Origin of the sequence: Roseomonas marmotae (assembly GCF_017654485.1) — a bacterium.
Taxonomy (GTDB): domain Bacteria; phylum Pseudomonadota; class Alphaproteobacteria; order Acetobacterales; family Acetobacteraceae; genus Pseudoroseomonas; species Pseudoroseomonas marmotae.
On the sequence record NZ_CP061098.1, the window covers coordinates 13,186 to 39,641 of the forward strand.

The 26,456-nt window shown below is 64.6% G+C and carries 26 protein-coding genes and 1 CRISPR repeat array; of the genes, 5 read left to right on the forward strand and 21 right to left on the reverse strand.

Annotated features, from left to right (window positions below):
- Positions 1 to 632: 632 nt before the first annotated feature.
- From IAI58_RS22630 to IAI58_RS22650, 5 genes are all read right to left on the reverse strand, one after another.
- Complete coding sequence (locus IAI58_RS22630; protein WP_207451301.1) at positions 633 to 1,070, reverse strand: DUF2147 domain-containing protein; 438 nt, start codon at positions 1,068 to 1,070, stop codon at positions 633 to 635.
- 704 nt (positions 1,071 to 1,774) lie between these two features.
- Positions 1,775 to 2,134, reverse strand: a complete 360-nt coding sequence (locus IAI58_RS22635; protein ID WP_208776353.1) for an HNH endonuclease signature motif containing protein — start codon at positions 2,132 to 2,134, stop codon at positions 1,775 to 1,777.
- Positions 2,134 to 2,460: a hypothetical protein gene (locus IAI58_RS22640; RefSeq protein WP_208776354.1), complete on the reverse strand. Its 327-nt coding sequence runs from the start codon at positions 2,458 to 2,460 to the stop codon at positions 2,134 to 2,136. Before IAI58_RS22640 ends, IAI58_RS22635 begins: the two co-directional genes overlap by 1 nt.
- Positions 2,460 to 2,822: a hypothetical protein gene (locus IAI58_RS22645; protein WP_208776355.1), complete on the reverse strand. Its 363-nt coding sequence runs from the start codon at positions 2,820 to 2,822 to the stop codon at positions 2,460 to 2,462. Before IAI58_RS22645 ends, IAI58_RS22640 begins: the two co-directional genes overlap by 1 nt.
- Entirely contained in the window at positions 2,822 to 3,538 is a 717-nt protein-coding gene (locus IAI58_RS22650) for a recombinase family protein (protein ID WP_208776356.1), read from the reverse strand. Before IAI58_RS22650 ends, IAI58_RS22645 begins: the two co-directional genes overlap by 1 nt.
- Positions 3,539 to 3,969: 431 nt before the next feature.
- On the opposite strand from IAI58_RS22650, the gene IAI58_RS23215 reads away from it, so the two are divergent.
- Positions 3,970 to 4,221 carry a hypothetical protein gene (locus IAI58_RS23215; protein ID WP_237182990.1) on the forward strand — a complete coding sequence of 84 codons (252 nt, stop codon included), beginning with the start codon at positions 3,970 to 3,972 and terminating at the stop codon, positions 4,219 to 4,221.
- Positions 4,222 to 4,309: 88 nt separating this feature from the next.
- Here IAI58_RS23215 and IAI58_RS22660 read toward each other — a convergent pair whose 3' ends face one another.
- Both IAI58_RS22660 and IAI58_RS22665 read right to left on the reverse strand, forming a co-directional pair.
- Entirely contained in the window at positions 4,310 to 5,017 is a 708-nt protein-coding gene (locus tag IAI58_RS22660) for a hypothetical protein (protein WP_208776357.1), read from the reverse strand.
- 83 nt (positions 5,018 to 5,100) lie between these two features.
- Positions 5,101 to 6,090 (reverse strand): helix-turn-helix domain-containing protein, encoded by a 990-nt coding sequence (locus IAI58_RS22665; RefSeq protein ID WP_208776358.1) that lies wholly within the window; start codon positions 6,088 to 6,090, stop codon positions 5,101 to 5,103.
- 188 nt (positions 6,091 to 6,278) lie between these two features.
- On the opposite strand from IAI58_RS22665, the gene IAI58_RS23220 reads away from it, so the two are divergent.
- The gene (locus IAI58_RS23220) at positions 6,279 to 6,686 is read left to right on the forward strand and encodes a hypothetical protein (RefSeq protein ID WP_237182991.1); all 408 of its coding nucleotides are present in this window, start codon (positions 6,279 to 6,281) and stop codon (positions 6,684 to 6,686) included.
- 1,017 nt (positions 6,687 to 7,703) lie between these two features.
- Here IAI58_RS23220 and IAI58_RS22675 read toward each other — a convergent pair.
- From IAI58_RS22675 to IAI58_RS22720, 10 genes are all read right to left on the reverse strand, one after another.
- Positions 7,704 to 8,416 (reverse strand): IS5 family transposase gene (locus IAI58_RS22675; protein WP_419555871.1). Its coding sequence is split into 2 segments (ribosomal slippage): positions 7,704 to 8,132 and positions 8,135 to 8,416, totalling 711 coding nucleotides; the frame shifts between segments, so codons are not numbered across the junction.
- 94 nt (positions 8,417 to 8,510) lie between these two features.
- The gene (locus tag IAI58_RS22680) at positions 8,511 to 9,548 is read right to left on the reverse strand and encodes an IS481 family transposase (protein WP_208776359.1); all 1,038 of its coding nucleotides are present in this window, start codon (positions 9,546 to 9,548) and stop codon (positions 8,511 to 8,513) included.
- A gap of 211 nt (positions 9,549 to 9,759) precedes the next feature.
- Positions 9,760 to 12,084: direct repeats of the CRISPR family, unit length 28 nt; unit sequence CTCCTGACCCCTCATGGGGATGGTTCAC.
- Positions 12,085 to 12,206: 122 nt separating this feature from the next.
- On the reverse strand, positions 12,207 to 12,506 hold the full coding sequence (cas2, locus tag IAI58_RS22685; RefSeq protein ID WP_208776360.1) for a CRISPR-associated endonuclease Cas2: 300 nt from the start codon (positions 12,504 to 12,506) through the stop codon (positions 12,207 to 12,209).
- A 7-nt stretch (positions 12,507 to 12,513) separates the two neighbouring features.
- Positions 12,514 to 13,491 (reverse strand): CRISPR-associated endonuclease Cas1, encoded by a 978-nt coding sequence (cas1, locus tag IAI58_RS22690; protein WP_207450915.1) that lies wholly within the window; start codon positions 13,489 to 13,491, stop codon positions 12,514 to 12,516.
- Entirely contained in the window at positions 13,488 to 14,039 is a 552-nt protein-coding gene (locus IAI58_RS22695; RefSeq protein ID WP_207450907.1) for a CRISPR-associated protein Cas4, read from the reverse strand. The genes cas1 and IAI58_RS22695 overlap by 4 nt, the downstream gene beginning before the upstream one ends.
- Complete coding sequence (locus tag IAI58_RS22700) at positions 14,036 to 16,033, reverse strand: DEAD/DEAH box helicase (protein ID WP_207450905.1); 1,998 nt, start codon at positions 16,031 to 16,033, stop codon at positions 14,036 to 14,038. Before IAI58_RS22700 ends, IAI58_RS22695 begins: the two co-directional genes overlap by 4 nt.
- Positions 16,030 to 16,713 carry a hypothetical protein gene (locus IAI58_RS22705; RefSeq protein ID WP_207450896.1) on the reverse strand — a complete coding sequence of 228 codons (684 nt, stop codon included), beginning with the start codon at positions 16,711 to 16,713 and terminating at the stop codon, positions 16,030 to 16,032. Before IAI58_RS22705 ends, IAI58_RS22700 begins: the two co-directional genes overlap by 4 nt.
- Positions 16,713 to 17,768 carry a type I-D CRISPR-associated protein Cas7/Csc2 gene (cas7d, locus tag IAI58_RS22710; RefSeq protein ID WP_207450894.1) on the reverse strand — a complete coding sequence of 352 codons (1,056 nt, stop codon included), beginning with the start codon at positions 17,766 to 17,768 and terminating at the stop codon, positions 16,713 to 16,715. Before cas7d ends, IAI58_RS22705 begins: the two co-directional genes overlap by 1 nt.
- A gap of 27 nt (positions 17,769 to 17,795) precedes the next feature.
- Positions 17,796 to 20,714 carry a hypothetical protein gene (locus tag IAI58_RS22715; protein WP_208776361.1) on the reverse strand — a complete coding sequence of 973 codons (2,919 nt, stop codon included), beginning with the start codon at positions 20,712 to 20,714 and terminating at the stop codon, positions 17,796 to 17,798.
- 10 nt (positions 20,715 to 20,724) lie between these two features.
- Positions 20,725 to 21,459, reverse strand: coding sequence for a CRISPR-associated endoribonuclease Cas6 (locus IAI58_RS22720; RefSeq protein ID WP_208776362.1), 735 nt, complete (start codon positions 21,457 to 21,459; stop codon positions 20,725 to 20,727).
- A gap of 123 nt (positions 21,460 to 21,582) precedes the next feature.
- On the opposite strand from IAI58_RS22720, the gene IAI58_RS22725 reads away from it, so the two are divergent.
- On the forward strand, positions 21,583 to 22,341 hold the full coding sequence (locus IAI58_RS22725) for a hypothetical protein (RefSeq protein WP_207450887.1): 759 nt from the start codon (positions 21,583 to 21,585) through the stop codon (positions 22,339 to 22,341).
- A 207-nt stretch (positions 22,342 to 22,548) separates the two neighbouring features.
- Here IAI58_RS22725 and IAI58_RS22730 read toward each other — a convergent pair whose 3' ends face one another.
- Positions 22,549 to 23,058: a PEP-CTERM sorting domain-containing protein gene (locus IAI58_RS22730; RefSeq protein ID WP_207450885.1), complete on the reverse strand. Its 510-nt coding sequence runs from the start codon at positions 23,056 to 23,058 to the stop codon at positions 22,549 to 22,551.
- 534 nt (positions 23,059 to 23,592) lie between these two features.
- Between IAI58_RS22730 and IAI58_RS22735 the strand changes: the two genes are divergently transcribed.
- On the forward strand, positions 23,593 to 23,733 hold the full coding sequence (locus tag IAI58_RS22735; RefSeq protein ID WP_207450865.1) for a hypothetical protein: 141 nt from the start codon (positions 23,593 to 23,595) through the stop codon (positions 23,731 to 23,733).
- A gap of 279 nt (positions 23,734 to 24,012) precedes the next feature.
- Here IAI58_RS22735 and IAI58_RS22740 read toward each other — a convergent pair whose 3' ends face one another.
- Positions 24,013 to 24,225 (reverse strand): hypothetical protein, encoded by a 213-nt coding sequence (locus IAI58_RS22740; protein WP_208776363.1) that lies wholly within the window; start codon positions 24,223 to 24,225, stop codon positions 24,013 to 24,015.
- A 147-nt stretch (positions 24,226 to 24,372) separates the two neighbouring features.
- Here IAI58_RS22740 and IAI58_RS22745 point away from each other — a divergent pair, with 147 nt between their 5' ends.
- A complete protein-coding gene (locus IAI58_RS22745; protein WP_208776364.1) occupies positions 24,373 to 24,609 on the forward strand; it encodes a hypothetical protein in 237 nt (78 codons plus the stop codon).
- Between the two features lie 36 nt (positions 24,610 to 24,645).
- On the opposite strand, the gene IAI58_RS22750 is transcribed toward IAI58_RS22745, so the two are convergent.
- Both IAI58_RS22750 and IAI58_RS22755 read right to left on the reverse strand, forming a co-directional pair.
- On the reverse strand, positions 24,646 to 25,947 hold the full coding sequence (locus IAI58_RS22750; protein ID WP_208776365.1) for a PQQ-dependent sugar dehydrogenase: 1,302 nt from the start codon (positions 25,945 to 25,947) through the stop codon (positions 24,646 to 24,648).
- A gap of 253 nt (positions 25,948 to 26,200) precedes the next feature.
- The coding region (locus IAI58_RS22755; RefSeq protein ID WP_208776366.1) for an NYN domain-containing protein at positions 26,201 to 26,456 on the reverse strand (256 nt) is incomplete at its 5' end.

Genomic DNA, 26,456 nt, shown 5'->3' on the forward strand with positions numbered 1-26,456 from the left:
ATCAGGTAGGCTTTATGCTGGGAGGCCGGTGGCAAGCCGCCGCTAAGGTCGGAAAGCCGACACAGCGGCGCTGTGTCGGGAGACAAGCCAGCACAGTGCGAGATGTTGCTGGAGGAGCCCCCTTCATCGAGGAGCCATGACATGGCGTTATCGTCGACAGAGATCTACAGAAGCCAGAATGGCGATACCTGGTGGTTGATCCGAGATGACGCATCACATCAGGTCCATGTCCGGCATGAAGCTAATCCTGCATCGGGTGGCCATGTCACTGAGATGAGCGTCGAGAGGTTCCTCAGCCGCAGGGGCTCTGGTCCGGAATATGCTGCGACGCAGGAACTGCTGAAGGCTCAAGCCGAGGAGGCCAAGCTGCTGGCCAGCACGGCTTCGTTGCCGCCAGACGAAAGCGCATAGCCACGCTGCCTCAGATCAGACACCGGACGCCGATGATGGCAACAGCCAGTCCGTAATCTAACCGGCGCGACAGGAACAACCGAGAAAAGTCATGCCGATGTCATGCAGAGCTGAGCTGCGCATCGCGAGAGGCCTGACGGATGTGGCCACAATATGTGCTGAAGCCTTAGATGCCGCGGGCTCGGCTGATGTTGGAGGCTGCCTCGGCCTGTAGGCTTTGCTCAGCACCATCCCTCTGACGTGCCATGTGGAACTCGGAGCAGCGTCTTGGTTTTGCCGAAGAGCCGGACCCCTGAATAGATGCGTGCCACGATCAAGTCGGCGGTCCTGAGTTCCGCCGTGACGTTGTATGTCTTCCCATCATCGGGGTTGTAGAACCAGCCGCCTCCCCAGCGGTCAGGACCGGTGGCGTGCAAGCCCCAAAGGACGGTGAGGCCGCAAAGGCGGCGCTGCCGTAGCCCCGGATCAGGGTTGTTTTTGTCGCGGTTCAGCTGTCCCTGCGTATCGCGCGGGGTCTGCAACCAGAGGATTCGGCCACATAGCTGGCCGCTGCACTCGAAGATCTGTACCGCCGCCTTGCCATCGATGAGCCACACGCCGCCCGGAACGGCCGCCCAAGCCGCGGTGCATGACGCTACCAAGGAGATGAGCGCAGCCACCAGTAGGACAGCGCGTTCACGCCGACGCGGCGAGGAACGCCAGGGAGGATCCTTTGTTCCTTTCAGCCTACAAACCGAACGGCCGGACACTGGCATCATGACCGTCTTCCGTGGGACACCTGCTCGGCAGGTTATCAACGTCCATGATACGATCAACAGGCCAACTCAGGAAGAATGCGATCGTCCGCAGGGCTACCCGCTGTGCCGGGCTGAACCTTCGGTGTTCGTGGACAAGTTTCCGATACATCTCGAGAGTGGAGCTGAATTCGGCAGCCCACTGCACCGTCTGCGCAAAACAAACGGACGCACCGGTCGCCTGCCGCACTTTTAGGGTCAGGGCGCGACGGGCGCCTGTTTGTCGACCACAGTGAGGCAAGCCTCTGCGCCGCGCTGCAGCCGCTGCCGGTGCAGATCGCCGATCTCTGGACCTCGCCCGATCTGCGGCCCGGCCGGGAGCGTGAGGGCTGGCTGAACCTGGTGGCGATCCGGGAGTGAGACGGGGAGCACCCTCAAAGGCCGGTCAGCGGCCGAACCAGCGCGGCTTCCTTTTATAGGCGGGAAAAATTCTGTGCGTGCGCCCCATAGCGGTCCCCCCCTTCCCGACTCCCAGGGATCCGACCCCCCCAGGGGGGGGTGGGGCCGGGGGTGGGGATGGAGGGGCCCAGAGCCGGCCACGGCCGGCCAGAGGCGGGGCTGTGGGCCGGTCAGGGCCGTCGCTGGGGTGGTGGCGGGGTGCGCTGCCGCTCGGCCCTGACGCGCGCCGTCTTGGCCGAGTGGCAGGCGCCGCAAAGGGCCTGCCCATTGGCCAGGGCGAGGGGCGCGCCGCCGTCCTGCAGCTCGACGATGTGGTCCGCATAAAGGCGGGTGCCGGTGCGGCCGCAGCCCGGCCCCTGGCAGCGCGAGCCCGCCCGGCCCAGCACCGCCGCAGCCCAGGCGCGATGCTCGGGCGTGCCGTAGTGGTCGCTGGCCTGCTTCGGCGGCGGCCGGGCGGTGCGCAGGTCGGCCGCCGGCAGCAGCTGCGTCGCCATCTTCAGCGGGGCGCGCCGGCGGGCCGGGTTGCCCATCAGCGCGCCGCGGCCGACAGCCGCGGCATCCGCACCAGCGGCAGCGGCGCCCGCACCAGGTTGCCGATCTGCAGCAGCCCGTCGATGCGGCGCCAGTCGTCGCGCAGCTGCCAGCTGTCGAGCAGGTAGATGCGGGTGCCGAGGGGCAGGCCAACATGGAAGCTCGACCGATCCGCGACCGCCCGCACCTCCTCGCCCTCGGGCGTCAGGTAGCGGTCCTGGGCGATGGGGCGCCAGCCGAAGTCAGTGGTGGCGATCCGGTACGCGACCGCCAGGCTGCGGCCCGCCAGCAGGGCAGGCAGCCGCGGCGTGCGCTGCTGATCCATCAGCGCACTTCCAGCGTGACATAGGCCGGGCGGCCCTTCTTGCCGGGCATGTGCTGGCCGACCATCGAGCGGGTGATCTTCTCGCCCACCGTGTCGAGGGTGCCGAGTACCTCGGTGCGGGTCAGGACCAGCTTGCCGGCGTAGGCCAGGGGCGCATCGCCCATCGCCTGCAGTAGCACCGGCTTCAGCTCCTTCAGCCGCTTCTCCAGCCGGTTCTTCTCCGGCGCGGCCTTGGCGTATTCGGCCGCCAGCTTGACCAGCGCCGGGTCGGTGATGACCGGGTGGTTGGTGCCGGCCGGGGCCGGAGTGGCCTCGGGAGGCGGGGCGGCCTTCTTGGCGCGGGGCTTGGCGGGGGTGGCCATCAGGCGGAGGTCCTCTTCAGGATGCGGGCCACCTGCACGGGGTGCCAAACGTCACCGCCGGCAGGGGTGCGGATGCCGCGCGCGGTCAGCGCCTCGGCAATCTGCGAGGGGTTGGCGCAGCCGGCCTTCTGCGCCGCCAGGATGGCGGGCAGCACATCGCGGGCGTGCTGCGCGGCCTTGGCGATGCGGATCTGGGTGGCGTGGCTGATGGCGCCGCCGTCGCCGGCGCGGAGATGCGGGTTGCCGAGGCGCACGCCGCGCGCCTTGGCCGCCTGCAGGGCCGCCTTGGTGCGCGCCGAGATCATCTCGCGCTCATGCTCAGCGACGGCCGCCAGGATGTGGATGGTCAGGCGGCTGGCATGCGGGTTGTCGCAGGCGACGAACTCGATGCCGGCCTCCATCAGGTTGGAGACGAAGGCGACGTTGCGGGCCAGCCGGTCCAGCTTGGCGATCACCAGCGTGGCGCGGCGCGACCGGCAGGCAGCGATGGCCGCTGCGATCTCGGGGCGGTCATTCTTCTTGCCGCTCTCCACCTCCCGGAACACGTCCAGGATGCGGCCGCCGGCGGCGCGCACATGGCGCTCAACCGCCTCCTGCTGGGCCTCTAGTCCGAGGCCGCTGGCGCCCTGCTTGTCGGTCGAGACGCGGTAATAGGCGATGAACCCCGGAACGCCGTCGCCGCCCCCCAGCCGCTTCAGCGGGGTTTTGCGGGCCATTCTGGCTCCCGATCATGGGTCGGAGGGGGTGAACACTACGAAACGCTCGTTTGACGAAATGTGCAGGCCACCAGGGGCAGCCGGGCCGCTCATCCGCAAACGGTCGTTGCCGCCGTTGTCACAACAGGCGGCTCCGGCGAGGGCGCGGGAGTCGGCGTAAAGACGAGCCCCAGCGCCTCCGGCGACAGCCCTTTCAGGGCTTCGCAGTTGGGGTGGTTGACCGCACAGATCCGCCCCTGCAGGCCCCGGCTGGCGGGGCAGGTGCAGTCGAACATCAGGCCACCGCCTCCAGCTGGTGCGCGACGATGCCGCGCTGCTCCAGCGGCCAGCGCAGCCGGTCGAGCGCTTCCCGCCACAGGCGATGGTGCCCATGGTCGAGCCGCGGATCCGGCACTATCGCGGCGCGCGCCCCAGATGCGCAGGATCCGCGCATGCACGAGATCGATGCGGCGCTGGCGGTAGAGCCGGTCGAGGCATTTCACCACGTCATCGGGCTCACAGGGGCGCGCGACCCGCTCAACGTTGAGCACCGGGCCAGCCCCGTCGCGGCGCGCCAACAGGGCGGCCATCGTCCAGAGCCACGCCTCGTCAACGGAGACGAAGGGTCGCGCGCCCCCACACGCGCCAGGCGGCGCGTCGGTGGAGAGGGGCATATGCAGGTTTCCAGGTGGGTCGCCAGCTAAGTGCTTGAAAAGCAAAACGCCCGGCCTCTTTCGGGACCGGGCGCGACTATGGCGGTGCGAACTCACTACTTCGTGAGCAGCGCCGGCGTCAAGTCATATCGATGCCCCAGCGCTGGGCCAGGTGGCGCAGCCCGGCCACCAGAGCCGCGGCACGAGCGGCCTGGCCGCGTACCGTCAGCTCGCCCTGGCACAGGCTGATCAGCAGCTCGTCGCCGGGATAGCCGATCTCGGCCATCAGCCGCTTCCAGGTCGCATGCGCCGCCGCCATGGCATCGCTCATCTCGGCATGGCCGGTGCCGCTGCGGCCGATCAGTGCCACCTTCGATGCGAGCATGCCGGCCTCGTCGCAGAGCTGCAGGAGGCGGTTGGCCGTGGCGTACTGCCAGTCGTTCAGCTGGCCCGCGTCCCACATGCGGTCGATCAGGTGCGCATCGGCAAACTGCCGCGTCAGCGCCGCCTCCAGGGTGTCATCCGACAGGAAGGCGATGGGGACGTTGCGGTAGGGGCGGGCCAGCATGGCCTCGCCATCGTCCTCGCCCTCCTCGCCCTCGCGGCGGCGCCGCAGGATCTCGGCGGCCTGGGCGCGGGAGGCCCGTTCGCGCTGGCGTTCCTGCGCGCCTCTCTGGCGGGCCTCATCGGCCTCCTCGTCCGTGGTGACGTGCGGCGCCGGCAGCTGCCGGGCCTCGTCGAAGATCACCACCTCAGCCAGCGGGGCTGGCATTTGCCGGGGCATGGCGCCAGCCGGCAGGGTCAGGATGGTGCGCTTCGGCCGACAGGCATCGTCCAGATCGGCCATCGGCATTGTCGTAACGGCACTGGCCGCCATGTTCGCCCCCGCGTCGGAGCCCCCTACGACGCCCGATGGAAAATACATGATGCTCACATTCCCGTGAAGGAAAATCCGGCGGCGGCCGAGGCTACCCGGAAAACTTCCGGCTTCCGCTGCCGCACCAGGGCCAGCGCCTCGGGGCAGACCGAGGCCATCACGCTCTCGGTCGCCTGGGTCGACTGCCCGGCTGCCGCCTTGGCTTGCCAGCGCTCCACCCAGCAGCGCACCCGCCTCACCTGCTCGTCCTCGGCTGGGGCGGGCGCGGCATCGCCCGCTGGGGCGGCGCCCGCTGAAGCCAGCCCGGCCTTCTGGGCATCCTCGTCGCACCACAGCTCCCACCGTGCCGACCAATCGGCGCAGGCCCTGCCGCTGGCCCGCTGGTGCTTGCGGAAGCGGTCGGCCACTGCCGCTGGGTCCAGGCCGAGGCGGCGGGCGTAGGCCGCATCCCCCGCCGATGGCTGCCAACTCGGCGGGAGGGGGGCCGGGGTCGCGCGCACGCGCGCGCCCCTCCCCCTGGTGGTTCTTTGGTGGTTCTTTGGTGGTTTGTGTGCGGATTTCGCACCCCTAGATGACAAATTCTGCACCCCAGGGGATACAGATTCTGCACCCCAAGCGGCATTCGCGGGAGTGGGTGCGGATTTCGCATCCACCCTGGTGTTGCACGGCCTCCCTTCCAAACCATGCTGATCATAAGCAGAAGTTTTAGAATCCAAGGGGCGTGGATTCCGAGTGTATGCGGATTTCGCACCCCGCTTGCGTGACTGACGGTTCGGAAACGGCAGGTGGCGATTGATCTTGTACCGCGACGATCTGTTGGGTCGCTTGGAGATCTTGATCAGCTCCATCTCCTGCAGAATCCGGAGATTGGTATGGATCGTCCGGATGCTCTGGCTTGTGACCTCGTGGAGCAGCGCCACGCTCGGGTAGCACTCATCCTGCTCGTCTGCGAAGTCGGCCAGCTCCTTCAGCAGCTGCCTCGGACTGGACTTGATGAACTTCGGGCAAAGGTTCTTCACCCAATTCATGCAGTCGATGCTCATAGCCAGGATCCAGCAGGCTGCGAGCGTTCGCGCGAGAGCGAACGCCGGATGGAGAAGAGGCCGAAGATCAGGCGCCCACCGCCACTCTGGGCACCTGCAGGGCATGCCGTGGCGGCGGGTCGCCCCCCGCCCTCGGAGGGGGTCCGGGGCAGGATCTCGAAACCGGCGAGGCTCATGCCCGGCCTCGCATGCGCCGGATGCCCTCGCAAAGCATGGCGGCCCACGGTGGTGGCGTGGCAGAATCCGCCATCATCATGCCGCTGTGGCCTGTTGATGATGTTCGGCAGCCTCGGCCTGCTGGGTCTGCCGGCTGTGATGCTGGCCCGATTTGGGCCCCTGCTCAGATGAGTGGCTTTGGCAGCGCCTATGCCATCGAGCCGATGTTGGAGATCAAGGTGGCTCTCCACAAGAAACGCGAGCGGATCAAGGCGCTCCATCACGCCACCTCTTTCACGAGCTTTGTGAAATCAGTAGCAGTAACGTTGCCATCTGTAGCTTGCTCGATGGCGTCGAGCTTCGGCCAAGATGGGCGATCTACGCCGGTCTCCCATCGCCACACCGTCATCGCACCGACGCCAACGCGGGCTGCGAACTGAAGCCGCGATTCACCCGTTGTTTCCTGTCAGTGAGCAGGTCCATGTTCCCTATTAACTCAACAGTAAATTAATGGTCAAGAAACGCACTGAAGTCTCTACTTGCGGCGACAGAGCAACTTTCAGCGGTCCCGCACCGTCTGCCCATTCGTCCGCTTGGCGCGAACAAGCCGGTTTAATGCCAGGACAGGCCGCGAACATCATGGGTGTGAAAATGTTACGAGACACAGATGGGAGGGGGTCAAAGCGCCAGTGATAGTTAGGAATTCATCACGTTAGCCTAGCTCTATCGCGCAGATGACCCAGGGCAGTTGCTGCTCCCGGTGCCCGAACGAGCGGTGGCAATCCAGTTACGACGCGGCCTCTCGATTTTAGAGACGCTCCGTCACGAACAGGCGCAGCATTGGAGAGTGGCGAGAGCCTGATGCGAGCCTTTGTCTTGCTCCTCACGCCGAAGAAGCCGAGAGGTCAGTAAGCCTGACATCCATTACGCCACGGGTAATTTGTCCTCTCGCTGCACGTATTACGCTGTAGGTAAGATGCGGCTTCCTAGCAGGAGCGTTTCGATGCAGCTTTCCCCTTCTCTGGCTCCGGCCGGAATTTCCCTAACGCCCGGATGAAGCTCACTCATTGCCGCCGGTCGGATGGCGGGGCGATGACCGCAGCCGGCGCAACACATCGGCCGCTTCACGCGTAAGTGCACCAGCGTGCTACCATCTTCTCGACGGTCTTGGCCTGCCCCATTGAACGGTGCCACCGCCATGAAGGTGGTTCACTAGCACGCTCCTGCCGCCCTATGACACCCTGACCCCTCCTGCCCCCTCATGGGGATGGTTCACCAGACTGGCCGCAAATTGTCGCCATCTACTACGCGACACTCCTGACCCCTCATGGGGATGGTTCACAACTGGGGTCTTTGTCATGTCTTCCTCAGACGCTCGGCTCCTGACCCCTCATGGGGATGGTTCACGCGGCGAGCATGCATGACCACACCCACCGGTCGTTAGGTAGGGGACTCATTCAGATCCACTCTGTGACGGCGGCGATCAGCGCGAGTGAGGCCAGGTAGTTCTGGGCCAGGCGGTCGTAGCGGGTGGCGACGCGCCGCCAGTTCTTGAGGCGGCAGAACAGGCGCTCGATCTGGTTGCGGCGCCGATAGGCCTGGCGGTCGAGTGGGTAGGGCCTGGTGCGGGTCGCGGTGGAAGGGATGACGGCCTTGATGCGGCGCTCCTTGAGCCAGCGCCGCAGGCTTTCGGCGTCATAAGCCTTGTCTGCGATGAGGCACTTCGGTGCGGCCACGGCCCCGAGCAGTGGCAGCGCCATGCTGATGTCGGCGGTGTTGCCCGGCGTCAGCGCGAAAGCGACCGGTCGGCCGCGATCATCGGCCAGACAATGGATTTTCGAGGTGCGGCCGCCGCGCGAGCGGCCAACCGCCTGCGTCCACTCCCCCCTTTTCCACCCGCGGCCGAGCGGTGCGCCTTCACGTGGGAGCTGTCCAAGCTGAGTTCCTGAGGTATCTCGCCGGAGGCGGCCATCTTCGCGAACAGGCGCTGCCACAGACCACGTCCGGACCACCTGTTGAAGCGATTGTAGATGGTGGTCGGCGGACCGTAGGCCGCAGGCACATCGCGCCAGCGGCAGCCGGTCTTGAGCACGTGCAGGATGCCGCTGATCACCCGCCGGTCATCCACGCGGGGCTTGCCTGGCCTGCCGCGCGGCAGGTGTGGCTCAATGGCAGCCCAAGCCTCATCTGTAGAAGTATGGACTTGATCTGACGGTCACCTGATCGGCGGGCGGGCATGTCCGATCTGGTACGTGTGTCTGACGCTACTGTGCCTGCAGCGTCTTCTCCTGGGCAAGCGGCAAGGCAGCCAGGAAGGTCTGCATGGGTGTTTTGCCGTAACACCACCTGCCTTGGTGCGACCGGACCTCGTTGTACTCGGCAAGCCAGGCGTCGAGGTCGCGTTGCAGCTCGTCGATCGCGCGGTAGAGCTTCTTGCGGAAGGCTATCTGATAGAACTCGTGCAGCATTGTCTTGTGGAGACGCTCCACGATGCCATTCGTTTGCGGGCTCTTTGTCTTGGTGCGCGAGTGATCCACGTCCTCGACAGCCAGGTAGAGTTCATAGTCGTGCCGCTCAGGGCTGCCGCAGAATTCGGTTCCTCGATCAGTCAGGATCCGCAGCAGTGGGATGCCATGATCTTCAAAGAAGGGCAGCACACGGTCGTTCAACAAGTCAGCGGCGGTGATCGGGGTCTTGCGGTCGTACAGCTTGGCAAAGGCCACCTTGGAGTAAGTGTCGACAAAGGTCTGCTGATAGATCCGGCCCACTCCTTTCAGGTTGCCGACATAGAAGGTGTCCTGGGCGCCGCAGTAGCCAGGGCATTCGCTCTCGAACTCCCCATGCGCCTCTTTCTCCTGTTTGACCCGCTCCAGAGCCGCGAGCTGCGCTTCGGTCAGCACCAGGCCTTCCTGCGCCACCCGGGCCTCCAGTGCCTTCAGCCGCGCCTTCATGCTGGTGAGGTCGTGGCGCAACCAGATGTTCCTCACCCCAAAGGACGAGACGGAGACACCCTGCTTGCGGAGTTCGTTGGACACCCGTAGCTGTCCCCAGGCGGGCTGGTCGATTGCCATCTCGACCACTGCTGCCTCAATGGCCGGGTCGATCCGGTTCTTCAGGTTTGGCTTGCGCCGGGAGAGTTCCTGAAGCGCAACCTCGCCGCCCTTCTCGTACAGGTCCTTGAACCGGTAAAAGCTGTCCCGGCTGTAGCCCATGATCTTGCAGGCCTGGCTGACGCTGCCGAGCTGCTTGGCCAGCTCCAGCACCCCGACCTTGCCGCGAATGATCTTCTGCTCGCGGGTCATCGTGACCTCCGTCCTCAAGGACGCCTGCTAGCCCTAGCCAGCAGGTCAGATGCCCACCACTTCACCACTGTCTGTCAGATTAAGTCGATACCTTTGCACCTCATCCGACAGCCAGAACAACCGCGCCATCTCAGCCTCCTGAGCCGTTCAAACCCGTTCAGGAGATAAAACACCAGCAGCGCCAATAAGTTGTATGGGTTCCCTACCTAGTCTCCTGACCCCTCATGGGGATGGTTCACCGGCGGAGCACGGTGTGAACCGTGGTGCGGGGCGCGATCTCCTGACCCCTCATGGGGATGGTTCACTGGCGATCGCGAACCAGTCCGGCTTGTTCTGGTTCGTCTCCTGACCCCTCATGGGGATGGTTCACGGCCCGTGAACCGGTCCACGCCTGAGACGACGACACGCTCCTGACCCCTCATGGGGATGGTTCACGCGCCGACGCCGCCACGCAGGCGCTGCGCTTCGTCGCTCTCCTGACCCCTCATGGGGATGGTTCACCCCGAGAATCCGGTCTACTCCGTCACCCTCATCATGGACCTCCTGACCCCTCATGGGGATGGTTCACTGGATGACGACTACGCCAGCGAACCCCCAGGGGAGATCCTCCTGACCCCTCATGGGGATGGTTCACAGGACTACCATGAAGACCAAGCCCCTTATCATTGATCTCCTGACCCCTCATGGGGATGGTTCACAGGGGGCCATTGCGCCGGGCTCGCCGTAGTCGCCCTCCTCCTGACCCCTCATGGGGATGGTTCACCGCTGGGTGGGGGCATCGGACAGCTATTCCGGCAAGGCCTCCTGACCCCTCATGGGGATGGTTCACCTTCGACGGCTTTGCCGAGGAGATCACCCATTGAACCACTCCTGACCCCTCATGGGGATGGTTCACGGGCCCGCGGCAAGCACGGCGTGGAGCCTATGACGGGCTCCTGACCCCTCATGGGGATGGTTCACCCGACTGCTCAGCGGCAGCCAGATACAAGTCGATCATCTCCTGACCCCTCATGGGGATGGTTCACAAGATCGACGTGTTCCTGCAGTGGTATGGCCGGCGCGGCTCCTGACCCCTCATGGGGATGGTTCACAAGGCCAAGCGCGCGCCCTACACGGTGAAGCCGCTGAACTCCTGACCCCTCATGGGGATGGTTCACAGGAAGATCGGCGCGCTGGAGTGGGCATTCGCAGATACTCCTGACCCCTCATGGGGATGGTTCACGCTGGCGGAGTGGCGGGCACCACCGCCGCTCAGGCGGCTCCTGACCCCTCATGGGGATGGTTCACGAGCGGAGATAAGGCCCTCCCGACCTCCCAGGAGACCCTCCTGACCCCTCATGGGGATGGTTCACGGCAGAAATGCAAGCGCGGCTCGACGCAAAGATGGACTCCTGACCCCTCATGGGGATGGTTCACTCCCACATCAGCCGATCCAGCCCGAGCCGCGCATACCACTCCTGACCCCTCATGGGGATGGTTCACGCGTCGCCGACGAGGAAGCGCCCGTCCGTCAAGATTGACTCCTGACCCCTCATGGGGATGGTTCACGGTGGTGGCGGCGCCGACCAAGCCCGCCCATGGCGCGCAGGTCTCCTGACCCCTCATGGGGATGGTTCACATGCGGGCGCGGACACGGCGCGAGCCCATGTTGGCGGTCTCCTGACCCCTCATGGGGATGGTTCACACGCTCTCCACCGCGCCGTCTGGTGACGTGTTCCTGCTCCTGACCCCTCATGGGGATGGTTCACGAAAACCTGCCGGCCGTCGTCGGCACTGTGGACAACCCTCCTGACCCCTCATGGGGATGGTTCACAGCTTCCATGCGGATAGCGGCGCCGCCAAAGCGGATGACGACACTCCTGACCCCTCATGGGGATGGTTCACGACAGTTGGACGAGGACGGCCGCCGGCACCGGGATGACTCCTGACCCCTCATGGGGATGGTTCACAACTCAACCTTCGCCGCCATCAGGCGCCACGAATGCCTCCTGACCCCTCATGGGGATGGTTCACGACCCGCCCCGATTTGCCTCCTGTCGTCTACATTGTACTCCTGACCCCTCATGGGGATGGTTCACGGTTCAACACGCACGCGCAAAAGGTCAACGAGGCTGACTCCTGACCCCTCATGGGGATGGTTCACACTTCAGGGTTACAAGGGTCGGAACTCCGGAAGGCTGGCTCCTGACCCCTCATGGGGATGGTTCACGAGATCAACGTCGCGGTGCCGGAGGTCGAAACCGGCATCTCCTGACCCCTCATGGGGATGGTTCACAGCGCGCGGGCAGACTTCATCTCTGGGGCCTGCTCAGCTCCTGACCCCTCATGGGGATGGTTCACGCCGCACCCGCCGCATCAAGCAGGCTGATCTGTTTGACTCCTGACCCCTCATGGGGATGGTTCACACAGGAGGCTGAGCGGTTCCGCCGCGAGTTGTCCTGCTCCTGACCCCTCATGGGGATGGTTCACTGGCGACGGCTTCTCTTATGAGTGAGGCCGCCCGGTCATCTCCTGACCCCTCATGGGGATGGTTCACCCTCGTCATTTCAGATAGTTACCTAGCTCGGTCCTGCCTGTTTGAGAAGCCGCACCGGGGAATAGGGCAGTGAGAAGGCTACGCAGGTGTAGCATAACGGCACCAACGTGGAGAGTAGTCGCTCACAGAACCATGTTATTCTTGATGTGGTGATCGTGCGCAACGTTCCGCAACGTCGCGTTTGTGTCGGATTTGCAGAGCAGCGAGACGGCCACATTGTGCCGATTTTCAGCTATGACCTGGAACACGCGGTCGTCGTCTCGCGCGATCTTCGCGAGTTCCCGGTGCAGGCGCAGCAATGTTGCATTGGTCATCTCACCTCCAAACACCGAATTCTGTTCCTGCACGAGGTAGCGTGAAAGCAGCTTGTGGAACCGCCTTGTCCGGCGCGCCTCTACGTCATAGGTAATGAGCACGTACATGCTGGCCTCACACAGACCGCAGGAACGGTTTGTACTGGCCAAGACCGAGAACGTGCCGCTCCAGCGCCAGAGCTTCGGCCCGCATGGCAGCCTGCAGTGATTGCCCGTCCTTACCCGCCGCTTCCACTTTGGTCGTCCAAAGTTGCAGCGTTTGTTGGCGGCCAGTCTCGCTGAGGCGGCATACACCCTCTTCCTGATAAAACCATCCAGGGTCGATTTGGCCGCGCAGGACAGTCTCGAAAATCAACGTATCCGTCAACACTGGCTTGAACGGCTCTGACAAGTCGAGGGCGAGGGAATGGCGAGCTGCATTGGGCGAGTGCAGCATTGCCAGACAGCTATCTAAGTGGGTTTGCGCGATTGCGTGCCGCATTGCGGCGTAACACAGCCCGTTAAACCAGGAGAGAAGACAGTTGATGGGATTGTTCGGTGGTCGCCGAACGCGCGGACCAAAGTTCAGACGCTCGTCAATCATTGGCCAGGCTTCGTAGTAGAAAGCGCGAGCGTTGCCCTCCAGCCCCATCAGCGCCTCAATGGTTTTGGCTCCATCCAGCTTCTCTTCCAGGGCTGTGATCGCTGCGGCGGAAGTGCGCAGTGCCGCTTTCCCGCGGTAAATCCGATAATTGAGGTTAGCACGAAGGTTACGCAGGGTACCCCGCACGATGCGCCGGGCCAGATCAAGCCGCAGCGCCGGATCGAGGACGTGACGGGCCTGTGCAAGACGGACCGTGCCGGAGGCAGGGCTGCCCACAGACTCGAAGGCGCCCGACGCATTACCATAGTGATCCAGCACCGTCAGGCGGATGCCTGAGCGCGCCAACAAAATCAGCACCGCAGTGGTCAAGCGCGCTTCACCTGCCACCACCACATGCCGGAGAGCATGCACCGGAAACCGCCTCGGCATCTCGGTTTTGCGCCGTATCATCAGCGTGCCGCCATCACGCTCCAACACGCAGTCGCGGGACACAAACAAGGTCTCCATCATCCAACACCGCAAAGGTGGCGGTAGGAGCACTGCGCGCAGAAGGACGTGAAAGCTACGGTGGGAGGATCCGCGGTGTCGCGCAGGGCTTCCAGCGCTTCGGCCGCTTCCAGCATGTCATTGACCATCTTTGGATCAAGCATGATCGAGCGCTCACGCTTGGCAGGCAGGATATGGGCGATCGCCTGCCACGGCTTGCCTTGGGCTGCCCACAGCATGAGCGCATAGAAGGCGCCCTGGCGCGACACGGCATCAGCCGCACCAGCACTTCCCTTCGCTTCATAGACCTGACGCCCAGACCAGTCGATCCGGTCAGGCGCCAGGCCAATCAACCCTGCCACTGAATGGTCCCTGGGGCGGGACATATCGTGCAGCGCGAGGCCGCGTTGCATGTGTTCATCCAGGTGGGCGTAGTCGATCCGCTGCAAATGAAGCCAAGCGCGCCGCCGACACAGGGCCAAATGCTGGAAAGCAAGGCCACTGAGGTCAGCCCGCGTGACGATCTCGGCAAAGCGACGCACTGTCGCCAACGGGGATACAGGCGTGCTCATAGGATAGCAGTCCCCCTCACCGCCTCGAGGGCTTCCTCATCCGGGATCAGGCCGGACAGGCGGACCAACTCGGTCGCGGCCCGCAGTTGCGCAGCAAGCCTGGCGCTGGTCCCTGGCCTTCTCTCCAGGATGGCCATCTCGGTTACCGCACGGCTGACGGCCTCTGCGGCCGGCACTCTATAGCGCTGCCCGTTCGGCAGCAGCACGCTGCGCTCCTTCCTGCTGTAGACACTCTCCCCGCTTCGCAACACCTCGTGGAGCGGGCGGTCCAGGAACAGTGTCCAATTACCTTTCTCATCCGCTACCAGTGGAAAGGCCTGCAGGACCGGATAGCGGTTGATCCAGTGTAGCGGGACCGCATCGAGCCGGCGGCCGGGCTCCTGGACCACCACGGTGGGCGCGATGTCGCGCAAGGTTTCGGCCTGCTTCAGGAAAGCGCGCGCCCAGTCTGCGCCAAACCCTGTCCGGCCTGTATCATCGCCTGCGACTGTTTGCAGCAGTGCCGCCACCTTGCGGACCTTGGCTGGCGCCAGACGCCGCAGCACGGTCTCCTGCCCTGCCAGGTGACGGGGTCGTGCCCGCTCCAATGCGTGCCAGAACAGACAGGCGGCCCAAACCGCACGCTGCGGCATAGTGCGGAAGGCTTTCGGAACATCATCTGCCTCCAAGACCCCGGCAGGCACCGCAAAGCGCTGACGGATGGAGCGCAGGACAACGTCCAGGAAGCGCGACACCGGGATTCGCTGTCCCGTGCCCTCCTCTTCAAGCGCCATCAGCATCGTCCGCAGCCAGGGCTGGCGGTGTTCGCGCGATGGGTCGCGCCGCACCACCACCAAGCCAGGCTCATCTGCGCGGGCCACTCGCCCCACACGCTGCACAAAGGAGAGAGCGTCATGGCCGGCATCCATCACCAGCATCCCGGCCCGGAAAGTCACCCCCATTTCCACGGAGCTCGTAGCGATCAGCACATCGAAGGTCCGCGGATCGGCGTTTCGGTCCGTGACAAAGAGGCCGTCCAGGGAACTACCCTGCGCACTGTCGTCAATCGAGTTGATCGCCAGGCGGCGATTGGGCAGAATCCTGAACCTGCTGAGCACCGTGGCGAGCGCCTGCTTTTGCTTCTGCAGTTCCTCCAGGCTGTCAAAGATCACCACAACCTGTTTCTGCCGAGCCAGGCAGGCCTCGACCTCCTCCGCATGCTTCTCCAACAGGGCCGTCATGTCAGGCTCGGTCACGAAGTTCAGGCGCACGTCACCGTGCAGGACACGCAGCCCTGGTGTCACCTGCTCCGGCTGACTAGGAGGATCGTCCAGTACGGTTTCCGCGCCAACAACCACACGGTCAGCGGGAATACCGAGTGCCGCCAGAACAGGAACGATGTCCACCGGTGTCGCAGAGAGAAAGGTCACGCGCGGCCCTTCTATCGCCGCGCAGAGGCAAGCCACGAAGGCGCACAGCCCGAACCCGCGGGGATCGATGGCGTGGAACTCGTCGAACACGATGTGGTCGAGGTATTGGGCGAGGTAGCTGGCCCCGAATGGGTCGGATCCGGGGCCGCTGCCGGCGTAACGCAGCAGCATGAGGGCCACCGATTCCGGCGTGGCGACGATGAAGCGGGTTCCGTCGAAGTCTGTGACCTGACGTATCCTGGCGCTCCACGGGCGATAGCTGGGGTCCCGCTGCTTCTGCCGCTGGGTTTCATCCGAGGACCACAAGCCAACGGCATCAGGCCGTGGGGGATCCAGCTGCGCCAGGGCGGCTGCCGCATCCTGTGCCAGATTCTGTGCCAGGCGGCGGGTAGGCACGATGAACAACACCCGCTGTCCGTCGGCTGCCGCGCGGATAAAGGCGTGGCTCTTGCCGGCCCCAGTGGGCGCCGAGAAGACACGCACAGGGGCCGGCTCGGACAGGATCCGCGCCTGCAGCGGCGACAGGCCGTCCGGACCCGAGGGGACGGCGTGGCGCGCGATGACAAGAGATAGATCCGCGGTCACACCATGATTGGCGCGAAGCTACGCCACCTCCCCACCTGTGCGGCGGCCTGCTCGACCGTCATCAGAGGCGTGAGTTGCAGGTCGTGCATCGCAAAGATCGAGACTGAAAGATCACGGTCCTGGCCGAACAGCGCCGCCGTGTGGACGTTCAGATGGACGGATCCGGGCTCAATGGGCTGCAGCCGCAGCAGACCGCCCAGATGACGTCCGGTCCGCACCACGATCTCACGACAGGGATGCCCTTCAGCCTGTGCTGCCAGAGCGAAAGGATCGGCCCCAAACACGGCGCCGTAGTATTCGACGCCCGGGGGCACCTCTTGCACGAAGAAGTAGGTCTTGAGGTTGCCGGTGCCGGTGGCATCCTGCACCGCCTTGGTCAGCCCAGCGTCCTCATCCAGGTTCAATCGTCGCGCCATTGGCGGCAGCAGGCGCGGCTCGGCGGTTCGAAACACCGAAGCCAGGAACGGCAGCGCACTGAGATGGGTGCGGTAGTCCTTGCGCGGGAGCGCCGGGCTCGGGGCCAGACACCCCAGCGCGGCGCCGAGTGCAAAGGAGACTTGCCGGTCCGTTAAGAAATTCGGCTGGGTGGCGGTGCCGCCCGGCACGGCAAGCGAGTGGTAGTGGAACGGGCTGAGCACCGTTGCCCGCACACCCGTCACCGCGACGGCCCGGTCTGGCATCAGCCGGCGTCCGCCAAGGTCGTGGCGGGCTTGCGCTTGCTGCCCTTCTTGGCGCTTTCGCCGCCCATGGCAAACCAGGCGTCAAAGAAGGCCCCCACTGTGCCATGAACGCTGCGATACTGCGTCCGCAGGGCTGCATCATCGGCTTCCACGGCGGCGATGCGCGCGGCGATGAGATCGGCCACAGCACCTGCCGGGATCTGCACCGGGTAAGCAGCGGCGTAGATATCGGCCAGGGCGGCCACGGCACCCGCCGCATCGGCTGGTAGCGGGGACGGCAAGTGACGCACCGCCTCATAGGGGCTGGCCACCGCGCGCTCCATGCGGGCGCCAAAGATGCCCACAACGTGGTTGCGGACGTTCACACCATAGATGGAGGTCTGCCCGCCATAGGCGCCAGCCAGGCCGACGCAGAGCAGCAGGTGCTCCAGCGCCTCGGGCGGTAGGGTGCAACCATTGATCGTCAGAACCTGCAGCAGCAGCGTGCCGGGCGTGACGTAGTGGCGGGAGAACAGGTTGACGGAGTTCTTGCCTTCGGCGGAGTCCCAGAGCGAGCCGTCTTCCGCCGCACGGTTGTGGAAGGTCTCGTCGACACAGCTGCCATAGGGCGCCAGGCTGATCGCATCAGAATACTGTACCCCGGCCTTGACCGGCAGCACATACTTGCCCCGGTTGGCAGAGTCGCCGAACACAACCGTGTTCAGATTATAGCCTTTGGAGATCGGGTCGCTGTCGCCAAAGTCGGTGCGGTTGAGCGCCATCGTTCCGCCCGCGCCAAAGAAGCGCAGCACTTGCAGGCCGCGGCGCTTCTCACCGTACTTGAACTTGTTGGCTACTGCGCGCACCCGCCGCACCTTGTCCACGGTGATGTCGGTGACCTCAGGATCCGTGTTGCGGAAACTGGCCGGCGAGATTACCTCGCGAATAATAGGAATAGTGATCGCGCCAAGGTTCTTCAGGGCCGGCTGCACATAGGCCTTGCCTTCCTTGCTTGCGTGATCGGCCAGCTTGCTGAGACTGCCGAGAAAAGGATGGATGGGTGAGAGGTCGGTCATGCTGAAGGGTTCCGATCAAAAAGGGTGTCAGGCCGCCTGTTCGCTGTCTTCGGTGGCCGGGATACCATTGCGGGCGTAGAGACGACTGGACGCGCTCTGGAAGCCGTGCCGATAGACGGCCAGGGCGACCCGGCGGTCGCGTGAGGACGGCAGCGTCGCATCAAATGCGCCGTACCAGACATCGGTCACGAACACTCGGGCGGCGGCCTCGACAACCGTTTCGAAGGATTGCCCGCCGCGCAGCTCGGCACGGACGCGAAGCCCGCCGCGGGTCATGACCTTCTCAAGTTCTCCGGCAATGCCAGCTACCAGGCTTTCCGTCCCGATCTGCCGCATCCGTTCTAGGGCCTCCACGGTGGTCAGGGCGGTGCGCAGGCCCAGTTCCGCCATGTTGGCGCCGTCGCTGCTGATCGGCTTGCGCTGCACCCGTGCCATTGCTTCGGCGAAGGACAGGATCGCAGTGTCGCTGGGAGAGGACACGGCATGGTTCTCCAGGAGATTGAGGGAAAAGCTCTGGATCTTGCGGAGGGCCAGATCCTGGGAGGATGTGGCGATGCGCCGGTCGGCCCTTGCCAGAGCGTCGCAAGCCGCACCAAATCTTGTGGCTGGCTCGCAAAGACGCAGGGCAAGCTCCAGGCCGAACCCGGTGGCCTCGGCGACTGCTTCCACGCCGCGCAGCAACTGCAAGCAGTGCGGGATTTGCTCCAACCGGAAAGCGTCACCCTCCAGCAAGGAGACCAGCGGCTGCGACAGAGTGTCAAAGACAACGAATTCGGGACGCTCGCGCGGTAGACCCCGAAAGACGTGGACGGGCCGGCCAGTGCGCAGCGCAGCCTCGAACACCATGGCCGTGAAGGCGATCTGACCCGGCTCGGTGCCGCTGCCGATCATGCGGTCCGGCAGTTCCTCAAATCGAGCCACCCGGGTGCGGCGCAAGGCGGCCTCGGCATCGGGGTAGGTCAGCTTGCCCGGCTCGATCTTTGCCCGCAGCAGATCCGCCAGCGCGAACTCGGCTGGATCAGCGTCATTGCCAAACGGCAGCGCGCCAAACAGGCCAGCCGTGGTCGGCGAAGTCACGGTCACCGGCACCCGACGTCCGCCCGCAGACCGGCCGCTCCGCTCGTATTGCAACCGCCGCAACTTGTGCTCCGCCTCGGCGATCGGCGAAACCAGGGTTTCGGAGGCAGAGGAGCGGAAGCTCTCAGGCCGTCCGTCCCGGCCGGAGAAGGCGCTGACATTGACGCCATACAGGCCAGTCTTGCCATCGATCCGGGCGGTGCGAGGCACGGGCGTATTGGTGAAATGGCAGCGGCCTTCTGCGGCCTCATCGGTGGCGATGAATTGGCCTGCCAGCAGCGCGCCATAATGCGCCTCTACGGCGGCACGCAGTCGCACGCCGGCATGGTCAATGGCGGCCGCAAGACCCGGGCGGTCCTCTCGCCCCTCCAGCCAGAGCGCGACCAGGCCGTCAGGGCCGAGCAACTGCTCCATCAACGCGTCATTCTGCTGAGCCGCGGCGGCGGCGTAGGCCGCCAACAGGGCTCGGCGCGTGTCGACCGAAACAGCGTCGAGCCAGTCGGGCCAGGCCGTGAGCGCCCCAGTGTCGTTGAGCAGCGCACGCAGCTCCGCTTCCCGCTGATCCGCGCCAGGGATGTTGAGGCGGGCCGGCGGATCCGTGCAGGACAGGGTGGCACTCACCAGCACGGCGTTGCGGTGCGTCTCGGCGAGGTGATCTTCAAATGTCGCAGTGCCGGTCCAGAGCGGGACTAGCCGTCCGGCATAACTGGCTAAATCCGGGGTCCGCGGCAGGAAATCGACCGGGCGCAACAGCGCGTCAATTTCGGCACCGTGCTCCCGCAAGGCGTCGATTCCCGCCCGCAGCACGCCTTCCCGCTCTCGGGCCTGCATGGCCGCGACACTGGCCCGCAGATCTTCAAGATCGCCTGGGGCGTCCAGCAAATCTACCTTGCCGCGCGCATTGGTCGCGACCCGAATCCGGGCACCTAGATCGCCGGTTACCCGACCCAAGGCCTGCGCGATCAGGGCATCACTGTCGCGACGGGGCAGCACCACCAGCAGGCGCCCATCGTGGTGCAACTCGATGAGTGGCGGAATCCCGTGGTGGTCCAGACAGATGGCGGATAGCCCAGCCTGGAATGCGTCCAGCAGGAACGGCGTATGCGGATCGCGCAGTTCCACCACCCGCCAGCCTTCGCCACCCAGTTGGACCGCGCCGGTATCCAGCCCGCTAAACCCCGCAATCTCGCGCAACGCCCCGTCAACGCCAAAATGCGGCCGTGTCTCCGTGGGTTGGGTCTGCAAAAAAGCACCGTCAACGCGATCCGCCAGGCGCACATACATCCTGTCATGCCAGTGCTCGCGCGGCAGGCGGACGAGGCCCTCGGTACGGGTCACCTCCACGCCGTTGATCAGCTCCAGCATCTGCGTCGCCGAGAGGGGGACACCGTAGCCCTCCAGGAAGGCCGTGATTCCGAAGCGGTCCATCAGCCCGCCGATCGCCGCCGCATCCAAAGCGCCGCCCCGGGTGGCAGAGCGACTGAGATCCAGCATCTTGTCGGAGTCGTGCAGGAAGGCCACCGCAGCGACGGCAGCCAGACGGCGGCGTAACTCCTCCGGAGGCCGAGACCCCCTGCCCGTCAGATCCATCTCGGCGAATTGCAGCGCCCCGCGGACCACGCTGAGCAGATGGTCCAGCAGGGTGACGTTGGTGAAGACGGCATAGGCGCCGTCTGCCCGCCAGCCTCCCTTCCCGGAGATACGCGTCAGGGCCGGGCTGCGCGTGTCCACCCGCTGGCTGGTTTCAAGCTGGCGCCGCTGCCCCTCATCGAGCGGCCTGCTCCCGCGGGTGCGCTCGGCATCAGAGAAGACGCGATCCTGCACCACTGCCTGCAGGAAGTGCAGGCAAACCTCGTACGCTACACCCATGGTGCTGTCCTCAAGCCAAGGCCACAGGGCAGCCAAATCCGTAGCGGGTCTTCTCGCCAAGACCGGCCAGATAGGCGTCGCGCAGGTCAGCGGGCTTGCCGCAGAGGGTCAGCACCGCCGACAAGGCAGGCAGGATCAGATCGCGCGTACCGGAGCGGCGAACGCGCACCAGCATGGGCGCGGCCCCCTCGGTCACGGCGGACAGGCGGTCCTGCTCGACCTGCAGTGTGACCGGCCGCCGCAGCCGGCGGGAGAGCCCGGCCGAGAAGGCGGCGGACAGGTCCAGCCCTGCCAGGGATCGGACGTAGGCCTTCTTGGTGCCGCGTTCGGAAACCAGGAACGGGCTGGCAAAGCCGATCGCCAGCCGCTCCTGGTCCGGATGCAGGGGGACAGGCACAGGGCGGCAGGTCGCGCCCGTCAGGTCGAGCACATCGCCGTTGCTGGAGCGGACGCAGGCATCGGCACCGGTGATGCGGAGCATGGCAGCCCCAAGCGCCGGATCCGGGGTCGACAAGGTGACGCTATTCACCCGGACACGGCCGCCGGCGAAAGAGCGACCAGAAATGCCGAAGGTCCAGGGAGCGGCGGTAGCGCCAATCACCTGCTGCTCCTCCACGCCTGCCCGCCGCAGAGCCGTGACCAGGGCAGCATGCATAGTGTCGAGGTAGCGGAACTGGACAGGACGCGGCAGGTCCAGGGTCACGCGCGGCATGGCTAGTCTCCGGCTGATGTTGCGATAACGCATCGGCCTTGCTAACTTGCCTAATCATCAATAAGCTGAACAGCAGAAAAATTTGCGGGGGTTGAGGGAATGTTTAGATCACGCCCTGATCTGGCCTGCGAGTTCATTGCCCACTGGCTGGGAGGCGTGACCCAGAGAGAACTCGGACACCTGCTTGGCTATACGCAGCGGCGGCTGACCGACCTGCTACGCGACTGCTTTGAATGCCGTGGAGGCTCCACGGTGCGCTACGACGCGGCTAGCAAACGAATGCACAGCGTAGTGGCCTCGGCTAAACTCTACGGCCCCAAGACTGCCTCTGAAGCGGTTACTATCCTGCAGGCTGCCCAGCTCTGGAACGACCAGGCCATTCCTGGTCTGGCCTGTCCGGTGGTCGACACCCGGGCTTATCGCCGCGAACCTGCATCGGACATCTTTCGCATGTTGCTCGGCGCCTGCGCGCGTCGGCAGGTGGTCGATATCGTCTACTTGGCCAAAACACGGCAGTTGGCTGTCTCCTTCAGCCCGCATGCCCTGGTGGTCGGGCCGCACCGAGCGCACTTCCGCGGCTACTCGATGTTCGAACTCGAAGGGGAAAGCCACTGGTGGGATCTGGTGCCCTCGCGGGTCGTCAGCGCCGCAGTGCGGCCGCGGCTGGGCTATGTCGGTGCCCAGAACGATGTCGAGTGGCACACTGACACCAAGCTATGCCTCCGGCTCCGGGCAGATCTTCCAGAGGCCCTGCGTCAGGCCATCCGGCACGACAACGGCATGGATGGCGACCTGCTCACGATCGAGCCGATCCGGCAGGCTTTGCGCCGCTATGTGCTCGCCGACTACATGGAACGTCGGTATGAGCGGATGAAAGAGTCTGTCTGGGAGATCGTGTCAGAACAGCGGGTATGACAAGGCATTGAGCCGCGGGCGGAGGAGCCACGAGATGCAGCGGAGCACAGCGACCGCTACTTCCGCCACTTGCGGATGGTCTCAGCGCTGACCCCGTAGCGCTGGGCCAGCGCGGCAGGCGCTCGAATCGGCGCCGGTACTCTACGATCGCCAGGCCACCGGATTCCAACAACGTTCCGCAACCAGACAGCTAAGGCTGAGGGTGGCCTACTTCAGCCGTGCCCGCGCGTAGGCGAGTCCCACGAGACCCAGTCCGAACAGGGCCATACTGGCAGGCTCGGGGACAGGCGTAGGATTGCCCCCAGGGAGGCCAGGCCGGCGGACGAGGTTGTTGTGGCCGCTAAACAAACAGGGGGAGGAGGAACAGCCGTATGTGGCGTCATCGTCTGAGCTAAAGCGGCCGATGAAGTCCGCGCCGGTGAAATATGCTTCAATCATGTAGTCGCTGTCGGAGATCCGCATAATCCCATTTATTCCCATGCCCGCGCCACCGTTGATGAGAATCTGAAACTGCGGGGAGGCCGTGGCGTCTGAAGCCGAGCGCACCATAGATGACAGATCCCATGCATCCATCAGCTGCCCGCCGGAATAAATGTAGACAGAGAAATCAAGAACTTTATCGAGAGTGATAGTCGCCGGCTGGCCATTTTCATTGCTGATGGCTAGGCCGAACATGCGGTCCCATGCAGCGTCCGTAAGGGTTAAACTCGCATTCATATGGAATTTTCTAGTGTCTAGGTCGCGTATGCCTTCGTAGAACCACTGGTGCGACGAGCTGTACTGATCAAAGCTGTAAATCAGAGCGGCTTTTGCTGACGCTGCCCCGCCAAAAAGCCCTACTACCAGAGACGCTACTGCTAGAAGGTGTCTCAATTTCGTATCCCTCTTCCCATATGAGCTCTACTGGAAGAGCAAAATACGTGCCGCATGGCAAACAAATGAATTTGCTCCGATTCCTCGCGCACGAAGACTGACTAGTAAAGAAAGGTGACAGCTCCACGCCGAGCGAGTAGCAGCGCCGGATACAGGAGAGGTGAGAGACTGATAATCCTCAGTTATCAGATCCACTGTCATGGAACGGCTGGATTGCCGCCCTGTCGGCTAGGAACGCCCCTCCTGTCAGACCAACTCGGCCCGCAGGTTCTGATGCCGGGGCACCTCAAGCTCACAATGCTGCACTGCACAATAATGGCTACTCTATGGCCGGCAGCGGAGGTAGTTATTGGGCCAATATCGGGAGGAGACCGACTGATGGTCGACGCCACCATGGACGTCAAAACGCAAGCCCCGGAAGACGCCGCACGCAGCGTGCGGGTCGAGGTAAGGGAACCCGATGGGGCGCCCAACTGGACGATGAGCTACGAGAAGCTCTCCGGCTTCCTTCAGAGCTAACGAAAGGCCGCAGGCAAACCCCCTGCGGCCTTTCTCTATTCCGGACAGCATCTACCTGGGTCACCACGAGGCATGGTTCCCAGAGCTTCCGCCACAGCGGCGGCGTCTCCCTCTCCCATGATCTTGGACAGGTAGGCAGCCTCAGCCGCGGGATTATTCAGCAGCTCGGCCGCATCAAAAGCGAACGTCTCGGTCGCCATGCAGGCCTCTGGTGCCGCGATAATCCCTCGCGGGTTACGCCATCTCAGCCGAGTTCTTCCTTAGCTGCGTGACGCATCATCAGCGCGGCCTGCGCTGTGATGAGCTGAGCCCCGGTTGGATCTCCTGCCGGGGCTTTTTTTTTATGACTGCAGGCCTGACCGGCAGTATGCGCGCCGTCATGATCTCGCGAAGCGCTTCACGGATCGCGAAGGCCTCATCGAAGCGCAGAGCATTGGCCAGTGCCTGCACCAGATCGAACGGACGCCGCCGGACCAGACCGTCGACAGGCACACTTGCCTACTTGGCATGCCAGCTCAAGCTTGCTTCCGTGCTACCCTACGGTTCTCGGTCAATCCTCTTCGGGTGATGTCCTGCGCTGGCAGGTGGCTTGAGACCCCAGGCACAGCTTCAAGCGTGCCGTCGATAGGATAAGCCAACATGAGCAATGCGGCATTCAAGATCGGCCAGGTCGTGGCTTTCGGCCGCGGGGCGGGGGATGGTCACATCCGCGGCAACGCATTTACCGTCACCCGGGTCATGCCGCTGGAGAGCGGCTTCCGCTCCTACCGGGTTCGGGGCCAGGACGGTATGGAGCGCGCCTTCCAGGAGAGCCAGTTGCGACCGGGGGCTGTGGCCTCGCAGACTGGGCAGAAAGTCGAAGTTTGGCCGACCTGAGCAGACCTGGAAAGCCTGCGCCGGCAGGCTTCTCCTTCAGTCTCCGGTGACACGCCAGACGATGTCACCGACATCATCGGCCATCAGCAGCGCGCCATCCGGGCCTATGTGAACACCGACAGGCCGCCCATAAGACTCCTTCTCATCCGGCGACAGGAAGCCTGAGAGGATGTCGCGCGGTGGTCCGTCCGGATGTCCGTTGGCAAAGGGAATGAAGACCAGCTTATAGCCGCTGAGGATGCTGCGGTTCCACGAGCCGTGCTGCCCGATCGCCATCCCTTCGGGGAAGCCGGGCAGCGTGCCGGCTGGCAGCCAGCACAGGCCTAACGAGGCGGTGTGACCGCCCAGCGCATAATCCGGGGTGATGGCGCTGGCGACCTGAGCCGCATCCTGCGGCACCCGATGGTCGATGACACGGTCCCAGTAGCAGTAAGGCCAGCCGTAGAAGCCGCCATCCCGCACCGAGGTCAGGTAATCCGGCGGCGTCTCGTCTCCCAGTCCGTCACGTTCGTTGACCACGGTCCAGAGTGCGCCCTTGTGAGGCTCCCAGGCCATGCCCACCGCATTGCGCAGGCCGGTCGCAAAAATACGGCGATGCCCGGTGGCCAGATCGACCTCATGGATGGCAGCCCGGCCTTCCTCCTCCTCCAGGCCGTTGTCGGCGATGTTGGTCATCGAGCCGACACCGACATAGAGCTTCGTCTGGTCGGGACTGATCAGCAGGCTGCGGGTCCAGTGGCCGCCTGGCTTGAAGTCGCAGATCTGGCGCCCCGGCGCCTGGATGCTGGTGGCGCCAGTCTCATAGGGAAAGGCAACCAAGCCATCGGTATTGCCGACATAGAAGGTGTTGCCGACCAGGGCCATGCCGAAGGGTTGGTTGAGGTTCTCCAGGAAGGTCTCGCGGATCTCGGCCACGCCGTCGCCATCGGCATCCCGCAGCAAGGTGATGCGATTGGCACTGACGCCCATGGCGGCAGCACGCTTCATGGTGCTGATCTGGGCATAGTCCCAGATGGACCTGGCCGGCCGGGCCACACTGCTGGACTCGGCGACCAGGACATCGCCGTTGGGCAGGACGCAGAGCCAGCGCGGATGGTCCAACCCGGTAGCGAAGGCATTCACCCTGAGCCCCGGTGCTGCGATCGGCACCCGGCCGTCGTGCCACCCCTTGGCGGTCGGCATCTTGAGGGTGGGGATGGCGCCTTGTGGCTTCGCTGCCGGAATGGCCGGCGTCTTGCCCCAGGCCGGTATAGGTGTGCCATCGGTCATGCGCCGTATGGCCACTGTCCCGCTGCCGACCAGCGCCACGAGTTGTGCGAAGAGACCCGAAACGCTCAACAGGCTGCTCCTTGCTCGGACGTCAAGGTCAGCAGACCAGCCAGGATCCTGCAGATCAAGGCATCTCCTGAGATGCTGAGCACCTGGCGTCAGAGCAGGACGCCAGTGCTCGCGCGATACGGAGGTGATGAACCGCTTTGAAGCTTCAGGGCATGAGCGGTGCCCCTGCCCTGCACAGCCTGTCCACCCGGTGATCCACAGCTCTGTCCCCGCAATCTGGGGACAAGTCCTTGGCCAGGCGGGCAGCAGGCTGTCAGCGCAGCGCCAGATCCTCCAGGTCGTCGTCGAGCGGATAGAAGCGGCTGGCCACCGCCTGCAGCTCACGGCTGGCATGCGCCCAGTAGAGCAGTGTCACCTCGAAGCCGTCCTGCACCAGTTGTCGCACCATCGGCTCGTAGTCGCCGTCGCCGGCCACCAGGGTGATGCGCTCCCTGCCCGGCTGCGCCAGTCGTGCAGCGCGGCCTATCGGGAGGAGCCGGCGTGGCGGAGGATCGATCTGCAGGAGGGGA